Source organism: Cellulomonas sp. P1_C4, from assembly GCF_056406355.1.
The window spans coordinates 93,423-105,208 of sequence record NZ_JBFUAI010000007.1; the positions used below are offsets into that span (position 1 = coordinate 93,423).

At 72.8% G+C, this 11,786-nt stretch carries 14 protein-coding genes; 6 read left to right on the forward strand and 8 right to left on the reverse strand.

Annotated elements, in window-relative coordinates:
- Window positions 1–22 precede the first annotated feature (22 nt).
- The 4 genes from AC1DYZ_RS07130 (at window position 23) to AC1DYZ_RS07145 (ending at window position 4,611) form a co-directional block, all read left to right on the forward strand.
- Window positions 23–1,045: a thiamine ABC transporter substrate-binding protein gene (locus tag AC1DYZ_RS07130; protein WP_477064508.1), complete on the forward strand. Its 1,023-nt coding sequence runs from the start codon at window positions 23–25 to the stop codon at window positions 1,043–1,045.
- A 2-nt stretch (window positions 1,046–1,047) separates the two neighbouring features.
- Window positions 1,048–2,790: an ABC transporter permease gene (locus tag AC1DYZ_RS07135; protein ID WP_477064509.1), complete on the forward strand. Its 1,743-nt coding sequence runs from the start codon at window positions 1,048–1,050 to the stop codon at window positions 2,788–2,790.
- Window positions 2,787–3,770 carry an ABC transporter ATP-binding protein gene (locus AC1DYZ_RS07140; protein WP_477064607.1) on the forward strand — a complete coding sequence of 328 codons (984 nt, stop codon included), beginning with the start codon at window positions 2,787–2,789 and terminating at the stop codon, window positions 3,768–3,770. The genes AC1DYZ_RS07135 and AC1DYZ_RS07140 overlap by 4 nt, the downstream gene beginning before the upstream one ends.
- 70 nt (window positions 3,771–3,840) lie before the next feature.
- Entirely contained in the window at window positions 3,841–4,611 is a 771-nt protein-coding gene (locus tag AC1DYZ_RS07145) for a hypothetical protein (RefSeq protein ID WP_477064510.1), read from the forward strand.
- Here the strand turns inward: AC1DYZ_RS07145 and AC1DYZ_RS07150 are convergent.
- Window positions 4,598–5,707, reverse strand: coding sequence for a GNAT family N-acetyltransferase (locus tag AC1DYZ_RS07150; RefSeq protein ID WP_477064511.1), 1,110 nt, complete (start codon window positions 5,705–5,707; stop codon window positions 4,598–4,600). The two genes, AC1DYZ_RS07145 and AC1DYZ_RS07150, sit on opposite strands and share 14 nt — an antisense overlap.
- A gap of 66 nt (window positions 5,708–5,773) precedes the next feature.
- Here AC1DYZ_RS07150 and AC1DYZ_RS07155 point away from each other — a divergent pair, with 66 nt between their 5' ends.
- Complete coding sequence (locus tag AC1DYZ_RS07155; protein ID WP_477064512.1) at window positions 5,774–6,406, forward strand: hypothetical protein; 633 nt, start codon at window positions 5,774–5,776, stop codon at window positions 6,404–6,406.
- Between the two features lie 107 nt (window positions 6,407–6,513).
- Window positions 6,514–7,773: an Nramp family divalent metal transporter gene (locus tag AC1DYZ_RS07160; RefSeq protein WP_477064513.1), complete on the forward strand. Its 1,260-nt coding sequence runs from the start codon at window positions 6,514–6,516 to the stop codon at window positions 7,771–7,773.
- Between the two features lie 93 nt (window positions 7,774–7,866).
- On the opposite strand, the gene AC1DYZ_RS07165 is transcribed toward AC1DYZ_RS07160, so the two are convergent.
- The 7 genes from AC1DYZ_RS07165 to AC1DYZ_RS07195 form a co-directional block, all read right to left on the reverse strand.
- The gene (locus AC1DYZ_RS07165) at window positions 7,867–8,049 is read right to left on the reverse strand and encodes a hypothetical protein (protein WP_477064514.1); all 183 of its coding nucleotides are present in this window, start codon (window positions 8,047–8,049) and stop codon (window positions 7,867–7,869) included.
- Between the two features lie 15 nt (window positions 8,050–8,064).
- Entirely contained in the window at window positions 8,065–8,778 is a 714-nt protein-coding gene (locus tag AC1DYZ_RS07170; protein WP_477064515.1) for a type IV toxin-antitoxin system AbiEi family antitoxin domain-containing protein, read from the reverse strand.
- 240 nt (window positions 8,779–9,018) lie between these two features.
- Window positions 9,019–10,305: an RNA polymerase sigma factor gene (locus AC1DYZ_RS07175; RefSeq protein ID WP_477064516.1), complete on the reverse strand. Its 1,287-nt coding sequence runs from the start codon at window positions 10,303–10,305 to the stop codon at window positions 9,019–9,021.
- Window positions 10,302–10,532 carry a hypothetical protein gene (locus AC1DYZ_RS07180; protein ID WP_477064517.1) on the reverse strand — a complete coding sequence of 77 codons (231 nt, stop codon included), beginning with the start codon at window positions 10,530–10,532 and terminating at the stop codon, window positions 10,302–10,304. Before AC1DYZ_RS07180 ends, AC1DYZ_RS07175 begins: the two co-directional genes overlap by 4 nt.
- Entirely contained in the window at window positions 10,529–10,927 is a 399-nt protein-coding gene (locus tag AC1DYZ_RS07185; protein WP_477064518.1) for a YciI family protein, read from the reverse strand. Before AC1DYZ_RS07185 ends, AC1DYZ_RS07180 begins: the two co-directional genes overlap by 4 nt.
- Window positions 10,928–11,006: 79 nt before the next feature.
- Window positions 11,007–11,351, reverse strand: a complete 345-nt coding sequence (locus tag AC1DYZ_RS07190; protein WP_477064519.1) for a YciI family protein — start codon at window positions 11,349–11,351, stop codon at window positions 11,007–11,009.
- Window positions 11,348–11,710 (reverse strand): YciI family protein, encoded by a 363-nt coding sequence (locus AC1DYZ_RS07195; RefSeq protein ID WP_477064520.1) that lies wholly within the window; start codon window positions 11,708–11,710, stop codon window positions 11,348–11,350. Before AC1DYZ_RS07195 ends, AC1DYZ_RS07190 begins: the two co-directional genes overlap by 4 nt.
- Between the last annotated feature and the right edge of the window lie 76 nt (window positions 11,711–11,786).

Genomic DNA, 11,786 nt, shown 5'->3' on the forward strand with positions numbered 1-11,786 from the left:
TGACTGAGGAGGAGCATCACCCATGGCGAGGATCCACTCGCTCGTCGCAGCCGCCGCCGTTCTGGCGCTGGCAGGCTGCTCGGCCATCGGTTCCGGCGAACCGGGCCCCAGCTCGTCGGCCGGCACCGTCACGCTGGTCACGCACGACTCGTTCGTGCTGTCCGACGGCATCCTCGCCGACTTCGAGGAGCAGACGGGCCTGAAGGTCGACGTCGTGCAGCCGGGCGACGGCGGCACGCTGGCCAACCAGCTGGTGCTGACCAAGGACGCGCCGCTGGGCGACCTCACGTTCGGCGTCGACAACACGTTCGCGTCGCGCGTGGTGGACGAGGGCGTCGTCGCCAAGTCGTCGAACCCTGACGCCTTCGAGGGCGCCCTGGTGCCGGTCGACTACGGCGACGTCTGCATCAACGTCGACCACACGTGGTTCGCGTCGCACGACCTCGCGGAGCCCGTGACCCTCGAGGACCTGGCCAAGCCCGAGTACAAGGACCTGCTCGTGGTCCCCAGCGCGGTCACGTCGTCCCCGGGCCTGGCGTTCCTGCTGGCCACGATCGGCGCGTTCGGCGACGACGGCTGGCAGGCCTACTGGACCGCCCTGAAGGCCAACGGCCTCAAGGTGGCGGAGGGCTGGTCCGACGCCTACTTCACGGACTTCTCGGGCGGCGGCGCCAACGGCCCGCGCCCGATCGTCCTGTCCTACGCGTCCTCCCCGCCGGAGACCGTGCCCGAGGGCGGCACCGAGCCCACCACCGGCGCGCTGCTGGACACCTGCTTCCGGCAGACGGAGTACGCGGGCGTGCTGACCGGCGCCGCGAATCCGGAGGGCGCGCAGAAGCTGCTCGACTTCCTGCTCTCCGACGAGGTCCAGGACGACATCCCCGGGTCCATGTACATGTACCCGGTGAGCTCGACGGCGACCCTGCCCGACAACTGGGCGTCCTTCGCCCCGCTGGCGACGAACCCGTTCGAGGTCGCTCCCGACGACATCACGAAGAACCGCGAGGCGTGGCTGACCCAGTGGTCGGACACGGTGATCGGCTGATCATGTCCGTCTCGACGCTCGCCCGACCCGACGCCCCGCCTGCGGTGGGGTCCGGTCGGGCGCGCGTCGTCGCGTTCTGGTCGGTGGCCGTCGCGGTCCCGCTGCTGTTCCTCGGGCTGTTCTTCGCGTGGCCGGTCGCGGTGATGATCTCGAAAGGGTTCGTCGTCGACGGGCACGTGGACCTCAGCGGCTTCGCCGAGGTGTTCTCGCGGCCCCGGACCTGGCGCATCGTCGGGCTGACGGTCGCGCAGGCCACGCTCGGGACCGTGCTGTCGGTCGGGCTCGGCGTGCCCGGCGCGTACGTGCTCTACCGGCACTCGTTCCGGGGCAGGGCCGTCGTGCGGGCGCTGGTCACGGTGCCGTTCGTGCTCCCGACGGTCGTCGTCGGCGTCGCGTTCAGGTCGTTGCTGGTCAGCGGTGGCCCGCTGGGCTTCCTGCACCTCGACGGCACGTTCGCCGCGATCGTCGCCGCCCTGGTGTTCTTCAACTACGCGGTAGTCGTGCGGGCCGTCGGGGGTCTGTGGGAGCGGCTCGACCCGCGGGCGGAGCAGGCGGCGCGCGCGCTCGGAGCCTCGCCGTGGCGCGCGTTCCGGACCGTGACGCTCCCGGCGCTGACGCCCGCGATCGCGTCTGCCGCCTCGCTGACGTTCCTCTACTGCGCGACCGCGTTCGGCGCCGTCCTGGTGCTCGGCGGGCTGCGGTTCGGCACCATCGAGACCGAGATCTGGGTGCAGACGACGCAGTTCCTCGACCTCAAGGCGGCGGCTGTGCTGTCCGTGGTGCAGCTCGTCGTCGTCGCGGTGGTGCTGACCGTGGCCGGGCGGGCGCGCTCGCGGCGGGAGCGGGCGCTCTCGTTGAGCAGCGGCGCGGACACGGTCCGCCCCCTGCGCCTGCGCCGGCCCGCCGGCATGCCCCCCGGCGACGGGCACGCGCTCACCCTCGTCGCCACGCTGGTGACCGCCTGCGTCGTGGCGTTGCTGGCGCTGCCGCTGGTCAACCTCGTGGTCCGCTCGCTGCAGACGCGCGACGGCGTCGGGCTCGACAACTACACGGCCCTCGGCACCACGGGCGGTGCGCTGACCGTGACCGTCTGGCAGGCCACGCTCAACTCCCTGCGGGTCGCCCTCGACGCGACCGTGCTCGCGCTCGTCGTCGGCGGGCTGGTGGCCCTCGTCGTGTCCCGACGCCCCCGGCGGCCGGTCGGGCGGCGCGCCGTGGTCGGGCTCGACGCCCTGTTCATGCTGCCGCTCGGCGTGTCGGCCGTGACCGTCGGGTTCGGGTTCCTGCTGTCGATGCACCACCCGTTCGGGCTGCCGGTCGACCTGCGGACCAGCCCGGTGCTCGTGCCGATCGCGCAGGCGGTCGTCGCCGTCCCGCTGGTCGTGCGGACCGTGCTGCCGGTGCTGCGGGCCATCGACCCCCGCATGCGGGAGGCGGCCGCGACGCTGGGCGCCGGGCCAGGCCGCGTGCTGCGCACGGTCGACCTCTCCATCGCCACGCGGTCTCTGGGCCTCGCCGTCGGGTTCGCGTTCGCCGCGTCGCTGGGGGAGTTCGGGGCCACGTCCTTCCTGGCCCGGCCGGACCGGCCCACCCTGCCGGTCGTGATCTTCCGGCTCATCGGGAGGCCGGGCGCGGAGTCCTACGGCATGGCGCTCGCCGCGTCGGTGGTGCTCGCGGTGCTGACCGGTGGCATCGTCGCGGCCTGCGAACGACTGCGCGCCCCCGGCGCGGGAGGTGAGTGGTGAAGGGTCTGTCGCTCCGCGACGTCGTCGTCCGGTACGCCACGGGCACGGCCGTCGACGGCGTCTCGCTCGACGTGGCGCCGGGATCCGTCGTCGCACTGCTCGGTCCGTCCGGGTGCGGGAAGTCGTCGCTGCTGCGCGCGGTCGCCGGCCTCGAGCCGCTCGCCGGCGGGTCCGTGTCCTGGGACGGCGTCTCCCTGGCGGGGGTGCCCGTGCACCGGCGCGGGTTCGGGCTGATGTTCCAGGACGGGCAGCTGTTCGCCCACCGGTCCGTCGGCGGGAACGTCGGGTACGGGCTTCCGCGGGGGTCGTCTGTCACCTCGCTGCTCGAGCTCGTCGGCCTGGCCGGCTACGAGGACCGTGCGGTCGCGACGCTGTCTGGCGGCGAGCGCCAGCGGGTCGCCCTGGCCCGCGCGCTGGCGCCGGAACCGCGTCTGCTGCTTCTCGACGAGCCCCTCTCCGCCCTCGACCGCGCCCTGCGCGAGCGCCTCGCCGTCGACCTGCGCGCCGCCCTCGTCGCCACCGGCACCACCGCCGTGTTCGTCACGCACGACCAGGACGAGGCCTTCGCCGTCGCCGACCTCGTCGCGGTCATGGCCGCCGGGCGGCTGCTGCAGGTCGACGAGCCCGCCTCGTTGTGGACGCGGCCCGCCACCCGCGAGGTCGCGTCGTTCCTCGGCTACGAGGCGTTCGTGCCGCTCGACAGTCCGGCGGCGGCCCCGCTGCGCGACGCGCTCGACGTCGCCCCGTCGGCGGCGACGCTGGCGCTGGCCGAGGGCGCGTTCGTCGTCGACCGGGCCGGCGTCGCGAAGGGCACGGTCCGGGGGATCTCGTCTCGGCGCGGGCGGTCCGAGGTCCGGGTCGAGGTCGACGGGATCGGCGTCGTCACCGCGCTCGGGCCCGTGGGCGGGCGGTGGTCCGTCGGCGACGTCGTGGTCCTCGGGGTCGAGCCCGACGCGCTCGCGGTGCTGCCGCTCGAGTGATCGCGCGCGCGGCCCGGCCGGGCTACGGTCAGAAGATCCGCTGGGCTGGTCGAGTACCGAGGTGATGGCGATGACGCTGGAGCTCCGACAGATCGTGTCGATCGACATCGCCGCCCCGCTGGGCACCGTCTGGAAGCACCTGCGCGAGCCCGACCTGGTGCACCGCTGGTTCGGGTGGGACTACGACGGGCTGAACGCCGAGATCCAGCAGATCTTCGTCGCCGGACCCACCGAGCGGCAGGACGTCGTCGGCGACGAGAGCATCCACGAGCTCCACTGGCCGCACCACGACACGCTCACCCTGCGCTCCGCCGTGCACGAGCCCCACCACACGCACCTGACCATCACCCGGCGCAGCCACGAGGGGACGTCGTCGTTCGACGGCATCCGCGACGAGGTCGACGAGGGCTGGATCGCGTTCGCCCACCAGCTGCGCTTCGCGGTCACCGTGCACCCGGACCAGGAACGCCGCACGCTCAGCAGCTTCGGCCTGCCCGCCGGGGAGCGCGACGACCGCCTGCTCGACCGCGCGGGGCTCGTGGGCGTTCGTGGGGTACCCGTCGGCGGCCACGTGCAGGCCCGTCGGCCCGACGGCACCCTGCTGGGCGGCACGCTCGACTACGTGACGCCGCTGCAGATCGGGTTGCGGCTGCACGGGATCTCCGAGATGTACCTCGTGCTCATGGAGACGCCCGCGGCCCACACCCCGCCGCACGGCACCGTCGACGCGATCCTGTCCACGTACGGCCTGGACGACGTCACGTTCGGGCAGGTGCAGGAGCGGTGGGGCCGCTGGTGGTCGCAGGCGATCCCGCACGGCGTGCACGTCAGCTCAGCTTGAGCTGCCACTCCCCGGCGCCGCCCGCGGGCCGGAACCCGAGCGCCACGTTGATCGCGAGCATGTAGGAGTTCTCCTCGGCGTTCCACGTGCCGATGCGTCGCACGCTCGGCCGCTCGGCGGCGAGCCGCTGCAGGTTCGCCGTCTTGACCAGCATCCCGAGCCGCCTGCCGCGGTGCTCCTTGATCACCAGCGTGTCGTGCTGGTGCACGAACTCGTCGGTGCTGGATACCGCCATGAAGGCCGTGAACGCGGCGAGCGTGTGGGTGGGCAGGTGCTCGGCCGCCAGCACCAGCAGCTCGATCCCGCGTTCCTCGAACTGCTTCTCGGTGGTGCGGATCCGCTCCGCGTCCCAGACGTCCTCCTCGAGGTCGAGGCCACCCAGCGGGACGTCGGTGCTCATCCGCGTGTTGAGCACGGCGAACTCGTCGACCCACTCCTCCGGCGCCGCGCCGCGCCAGCTCACGATCCCGTAGTCCGGCCCGGCCTTCGCCTCGGCCTGCGCGCGGTGCTCGGCGACGAACGCCGGGTCGAACGGCAGGTCGAACTGCGAGTACCGCGCGACCTGCTCCAGCGCGAAGCCGTGCTCCAGGGCGAACCGGGTTCCCGCGTCGGTCGTCGACACGCGTCCGGAGCCCGTCGTGGCGGCCAGCGTGTCGGGGCCGTCCGGCGGCTCGACCCGCTGGTCGGTCGACATCGTCAGGTTGGTCCGGCCGTCCGCGCGGACCGTTGCCACCGCCGCGTCGAACAGGGCCGTGCCGATGCCCTGACCGCGGTGTCCGGGCCGGACGCCGAAGTCGACGTGCGCGGTGTGGGTGTTGTCCTGCAGCGGCATGTTCACCAGGGCGTACCCGAGAACTCGGTCGGGGTCTGGGGTGTCGGCATCGTCGTCGCGAACGGCGACCCACCGAGGCTTGCGGTCGTAGCGCTGGTCGTGCATCGACCCGAGGACCTCCCGCGCGGTGCGTTCGAAGTCCCGGTTGCCCCATGCGTCGAGCAGGACCTCGTTCATCGCTGTCGTGAAGCCGTGCAGCAACCACGCCTCGGGGGCGTCGATGGTGTCGGAGACCGGCACCTCACGGATCGACCACGTCGTCATGGCTCCCACCATCCGCCGGTGTCCGGCGCGGCGCGAGCCCTTTTCGTCCCTCGCTACGCTCGCGGCATGGTGTGGCTCGAGATCGTCGGATGGGTCGGCTCGCTGCTGGTCATCGTCTCGCTCACGCAGGCCAGGGTGCTGCGCTTCCGCGTGCTGAACCTGGCCGGGGCCCTGATAGCCACGGTCTACAACACGATCGTCGGCATCTGGCCGTTCGCCGTCATGAACGGCGTCATCGCCGTGATCGACGTCTACTGGCTGGCCCGGCTGCAGCGTGAGCGGCACGACGAGCAGGTCTACGGCGTCCTCGAGGTGCCGTCCGACGACGCCGTCCTGCGTCACCTCCTCGACGAGCACGCCACCGACATCGCCCGCTTCCACCCGACGTTCGCCGCCACCGACGCCGCACCGTCGGCCGCGTTCGTGGTCGTCCGCGGCGACGAGCTCGTCGGCGCCGTCGTCGTCCGGTCTGCCGGCTCCGGGGTCGGCCGCGTCGACCTCGACTACGTGACCCCGCGGTACCGAGACTTCACGCCTGGCGAGTTCGTGTACCGGGACAGCGGCGTGTTCGCGGCGCACGGCTTCCGCCGGCTCGTGATCGGCGGCCGGGGTGCGGCCGAGTCGCGGGCCTACCTGACCCGGGTCGGCTTCCACGAGACCGCCGACGGCTGGGAGCGCGAGGTCGCCGCGGCGGCGTGACGCACACGCCGCTCGACCCCCACACCTCCTCCGACCGCCCGCCTCCCGCGTCAGATCCGCGTCGCCGCTAGCATGAGTTCGGACGCCCGAACTTTGCGGAGGTGAGCATGCACGACAGCGCGACCGACAGCGCGGTCCTCCCGGCGCCCGCGCCGAGCCCGCCGCGCATCCGTCGCGCCCCGCTGCTCCTCGGCCCGGCGTTCGTCGCGGCGATCGCGTACGTCGACCCCGGCAACGTCGCCGCCAACCTCACCGCCGGCGCCCGCTACGGCTACCTGCTGCTCTGGGTGCTCGTCGTCGCCAACGCCATGGCGGTCCTGGTCCAGTACCAGTCGGCCAAGCTCGGGCTGGTCACAGGCGAGTCTCTGCCGGGGGTGCTCGGACGGCGGATGAGCCGCGGTCCGCGGATCGCGTTCTGGGCGCAGGCGGAGCTCGTCGCGGCGGCCACCGACATCGCGGAGGTCGTCGGCGGGGCCATCGCGCTCCAGTTGCTGTTCGGCGTGCCGCTGCCGGTCGGTGGGCTCATCGTCGGCGTCGTCTCGATCCTGCTGCTGGCCACCCAGAACCGGTACGGGCAGCGCCGGTTCGAGTACGTCATCGTCGGCCTGCTGGCGATCATCAGCATCGGGTTCCTGGCCGGCCTGTTCGTCTCCCCGCCGTCGGCGGCCGGCATCCTGTCGGGCCTGGTCCCTCGTTTCGAGGGCACCGACTCCGTGCTGCTCGCGGCCTCGATGCTCGGCGCCACCGTGATGCCGCACGCGATCTACGTGCACTCGGCGCTGGTCCGGGACCGGCACGGCCGGGCTTCCGGCGCCACGCTCACCAAGATGCTGCGGGCGACTCGCTGGGACGTCGGTTCGGCGCTCGCGGTCGCGGGCGTCGTCAACATCGGCCTGCTGCTGCTGGCGGCATCGGGCCTGCGCGGCGTGCCGGGCACCGACTCGATCCCCGGCGCCTACGACGCGATCGTCGCCGCGCTCGGCATCGGCATCGGCATCGCGTTCGCCGTCGGGCTGCTCGCGTCGGGTCTCGCGTCCACCTCGGTCGGCGCGTACGCGGGCGCCACGATCATGGAGGGCCTGATCCATCGGCGGATCCCGCTGCTCGTCCGCCGCGTGGTCACGCTGATCCCCGCGATCGTCCTGCTGGCCGTCGGCGCCGACGCCACCTGGACCCTCGTGCTCTCGCAGGTGGTGCTGAGCTTCGGCATCCCGTTCGCGGTCATCCCCCTGGTCGCCCTCACCCGCTCCCGCGCAGTCATGGGCCCCCACCGCAACGGCCCCTGGCTCCACGCGACCCTCCTGCTGGTGGTCACGCTGGTGATCGCCCTGAACCTGACCCTGCTGACGCTCCTCCTCTGGGGCTGACGGCCCGGAGCGATGTCGCCTCGCTCGCGGCCGCGCCGAGTTCGCGGGTTGCCGACGAAGTCGTGAGTTGCAACCCGCGATTTCGTCGCAAACTCACGATCTCGCGGGGCGGGAAGTCATCAGCTCGCGACGAGGTCGGAGGTGGCGCGCTGCGTCGGCGGGCAGCAGCGGGAGGATGCGGCGGGTCAACACGGTGCCGGCCAGGTCTTCCTTCGTCACCCGCAGGATCCTGCACCCGGTTTCGAGCACCGCATCGTGCCGGCGCTTCTCCTGCATGAAGCGCTCCGTCTCCTATCCCGCGTACTTCGGTCGACCGTCGTACTCCAGGACGAGCTGCCACTCCTCCCAGCCGAGGTCGGCCCAGAAGGTCCCGAGTCGCGTCTCGATCGGGACCTGCGTGCGGGGCACGGGCAACCCGTCGCGGAGCACCACGAATCGAGCCGCTGACTCGCCGGGCGACTCCGCGCCGTCATCTGCGAGCTCCATGATCGTGCGGGCGCGAACGCTGCCGCGTCGGCCGGCCCGAGCGGCGAGCAGGCGGCTCACCACGTCGGGATCCATCCGGAGGCGAGCAGCGGCGTCAGCCACGACGAGGCCTTGGAGCGGGGGCAGCGTGGTGACGCAGTCGATGACCGTTCGCTCGAGCGACGTCACGGGCATCCCCCGGATGACGGTCCGCTCGTCGTCGGAAGGAGCACCCCAGTGCCGCGTCACGAGTGGGTCGGAGTCCGAGCTAGCGCGGTGCTCGTGGAGCACGTGTGTCGTCTCCGGGGAGCGCCAGAGCGGCAGGCCCCACAACAGTGCGGCCGACTCGTGGCTGAACCAGTGGCGTGCTCGGAGGCGTCGATGGACGCCCGCGATCCGCCCGAGTGCGACTGTCCGCCGGCGACCGGTCCCCGCCGAGGCGCTCGTCGGCAGGTAGATGCCGCGCCCGATCCGCTCCCAGTCGCCAGACCGGACTCGATCGCGGACGATCTCCTCGGGGACCTCACGCGCGAGCCGCACGGTTGGGAGCGGCTCCTGCCGTGCTGGTTCCACGCTGCCAGGACGCATCGACATGGCTCCAACATCCGCCAACGGGTGGCGCGTGGGAGTTCAGCCCTTCGGACTCATGAACCGGGCGCGATGTGTGCGGGGCTGTGGTCGGGTCCGTGCATCGCGACGAGGTCGCGGGTTTGCGATGAGTTCGCGGGTGGCAACCGACGAGTTCGTCGCGAACCCGCGAACTGGCGGCTGGTCGGTGGGTCAGGCGCCTTCCAGGGCTGCGAGGCGGGACTCCAGGTGGGTGCGTTCCGTGGGGTTCGTCACCAGGGTGAGGGCCGCGCGGTAGGCCGCGGCCGCTGCGTCGCGGTGGCCGGCGCGGGCCAGGAGCTCGGCGCGGACCGCGGGGACGCGGTGGTGGTGGGGGAGGGCGTCGTCCAGACCGTCGAGCAGGGCCAGGCCGTCCTCCGGGCCTGAGGCCTCCGCGACGGCGACCGCGCGCGCCAGGCGGACGACCGGGGAGCCGGTCAGCGCCTCGAGCTGGGCGTACAGGCCGGCGATCACGGTCCAGCGGGTCTCGGCGGCCGTGGGGGCGGTCGCGTGCTCGGCGGCGATGAGCGCCTGGAGTCGGTACTCCTGCGCCAGACGGGTCTGGTGGCCGGGGGCGGACGCGGGAGCGGCGGAGGACGAGAGGAGGGCGACGCCCTCGGCGATCTCGTTGCGGTGCCAGCGGGTGCGGTCCTGGTCGGGCAGCAGGACCAGGGCGCCGGTGGCGTCGAGGCGGGTGTCGCGGCGGGAGTGCTGCAGTAGCAGGAGGGCGAGCAGCGAGCGGACGACGGCGCGGTCCGGCAACAGGCCGTCGAGGACGCGGAGCAGCCGGATGGCCTCGTCGCCGAGGTCGACGCGCAACGGAGATTCGCCGACACCGGGGTGGTAGCCGGAGGTGAAGGCCAGGTAGACGACGGTCGCGACGACGTCGAGCCGCTCGTCCAGGTGGGCGGCGTCGGGGGTCGCGAACGGGATGCCGGAGGAGGCCAGGCGCTTCTTCGCTCGGGTCAGCCGGGCGGCCATGGTCGACTCCTGCACCAGCAGCAGGCGAGCGATCTCGGTGGTGGTGAGGCCGACGACGAACCGCAGGGTCAGCGCGACGCGGTCGTCGGGGGCGATCGCCGGGTGGCAGCAGGCGAAGATCAGCCGGAGCTGCTCGTCGGCCACGTGGGCGCCGGGGTCGACGACGGCCGCGGCGGCGGCGCGCATCTCGTCGTCGACCACCATCAACGGTTCCTTTCGTCGGACCACCGCCTCGGACCGGAGGCGGTCGAGCACGCGCCGCCGCGCGGCGGTGAGCAGCCACGCGCCGGTGTTCGTCGGCACCCCGTCCTCGGGCCAGTGCCGGGCGGCCGCCTCGAAGGCGTCGGAGACGGCGTCCTCGGCGAGGTCGGGCCGGGCGTACTGCCCGATGAGCAGGCCGATCAGCCGGGACCAGTGGGACCGCCAGGCGTCAGCGAGGGCGTCGTCGGAGGCGGAGGCGGGCGAGGTGGTGGCGGTCACGGGGCCGGCCGCACCTCGAACGTCCCGACGGCGGGCAGCGTGTCCAGCACCGCGTCGAGGTCCGACGCCTCGAGCACCCGGATCCCGGTCAGCTCCGACGCCGGCCCCTCGAACGTGCCGTCCCGCAGGGCGCGGTCCTGCACCGACGTCGCCGTGTCCACGGACCCCAGTGTGATGCCGCCCGCGGGCAGCGTCGCGGATCCGTAGGCGAGGACGACGAATCTCACGACGCCGTCAGCGCGCCGTCGCCGTCGACGGGGACGCCGTCGACGAACTCCACGGTCGGCCGGATCTCGACGGACTCGCCATTGAGGACGAGCGCGGACACCGCCTCGGTCAGGGCCTCCAGCGAGGTGCGGGCGACCAGGTAGAAGCCGGCCACCTGCTCGGCGGTCTCGGCGTAGGGGCCGTCGGTGACGACGACCCCGGCGCGGCCGTCGGACCGCAGCGAGCGCGCACGGACGGCCGCCCCGAGAGCCCGCGTCGCGACGATCTCCCACCCCCGGTCGGCGCACAGCTGCTGGAAGCCGCTGTGGGCAGCCCAGGCGCGCTCGCGCTCCTCGTGGGTCAGTGCGGCGTCCCGGGCGTCGTCCCGGTACAGCACCACGGTGAACTCGGCCATGTCAGCTCCTGCTGGTCGGAGGGGCGCCTGGTGCGTCCCGCTGCCCCGATGACGGGCGGATGGCGGACGGATCGACAGATCAGATCTGCGCGATCTCGCGGACCTCGATCGTGTACTCGGGGAGCAGCAGCGCGTGCTTCAGCACGGACTCGCGGTCGGGGGCGGTGACGAGGTAGAACCCGCCCAGTTGCTCGACCGTCTCCGCGAACGGTCCCTCAGTCACTGTCGAGTCGTCACCCGAGCGCCGCAGCGTCACCGCTGTGGCCACCGGCTGCAGCGCCTCGCTGGCCAGGAACGTGACGCCGAACTCGGCGGCACGGTCGGCGTAGTCGCCGTGCTCGCGGTAGTACTGGGCCTTCGTCGCCTCGTCGGCCGCCTCCCAGTACCCCTCGGTCGCGTACAGGAGCACGAGGAAGGTCGTCATGGCTCGTGCACCACGACGGGACGCAGCTCGGCGCCGCCACCGTCGGTGAGCAGCAGCTCGCCGGTGAGCCGGGCCAGACCCTGCACGTCGTCGGTCTCGATGACGTAGTAGCCGCCGAGGTGCTCCGCGAGCTCGACGAACGGCCCGTCGGTGACGGTCAGCGCGCCGCCCTCGGCGCGGACGGTCACGGAGCTCTTCGAGAATCCCAGCTCCTCGCCGCCGAGGATCTTGTACCCGCGATCGCCGCACGCGTCCGAGTACGCCCCGTGCTCGGCCATGATGCGGTCGCGGACCTCGGGCGACGCGCTCTCCCAGAACGCCTCGTCGCCCCACAGCAGAACCATCCACCGGTCGGTCATGTCGTCAGCTCCCTCGTCGGTCCCACCTTGCCCGTCGAGGTCAAGACGCGCGAGGGTTCCGGAAATCGACAGTCCC

Coding starts and splice junctions, on each gene's coding strand:
- AC1DYZ_RS07130 (WP_477064508.1), top strand. CDS start 23: ATGGCGAGGATCCACTCGCTCGTCGCAGCCGCCGCCGTTCTGGCGCTG.
- AC1DYZ_RS07135 (WP_477064509.1), top strand. CDS start 1,048: ATGTCCGTCTCGACGCTCGCCCGACCCGACGCCCCGCCTGCGGTGGGG.
- AC1DYZ_RS07145 (WP_477064510.1), top strand. CDS start 3,841: ATGACGCTGGAGCTCCGACAGATCGTGTCGATCGACATCGCCGCCCCG.
- AC1DYZ_RS07150 (WP_477064511.1), bottom strand. CDS start 5,707: ATGACGACGTGGTCGATCCGTGAGGTGCCGGTCTCCGACACCATCGAC.
- AC1DYZ_RS07155 (WP_477064512.1), top strand. CDS start 5,774: ATGGTGTGGCTCGAGATCGTCGGATGGGTCGGCTCGCTGCTGGTCATC.
- AC1DYZ_RS07160 (WP_477064513.1), top strand. CDS start 6,514: ATGCACGACAGCGCGACCGACAGCGCGGTCCTCCCGGCGCCCGCGCCG.
- AC1DYZ_RS07165 (WP_477064514.1), bottom strand. CDS start 8,049: ATGCAGGAGAAGCGCCGGCACGATGCGGTGCTCGAAACCGGGTGCAGG.
- AC1DYZ_RS07185 (WP_477064518.1), bottom strand. CDS start 10,927: ATGGCCGAGTTCACCGTGGTGCTGTACCGGGACGACGCCCGGGACGCC.
- AC1DYZ_RS07190 (WP_477064519.1), bottom strand. CDS start 11,351: ATGACGACCTTCCTCGTGCTCCTGTACGCGACCGAGGGGTACTGGGAG.
- AC1DYZ_RS07195 (WP_477064520.1), bottom strand. CDS start 11,710: ATGACCGACCGGTGGATGGTTCTGCTGTGGGGCGACGAGGCGTTCTGG.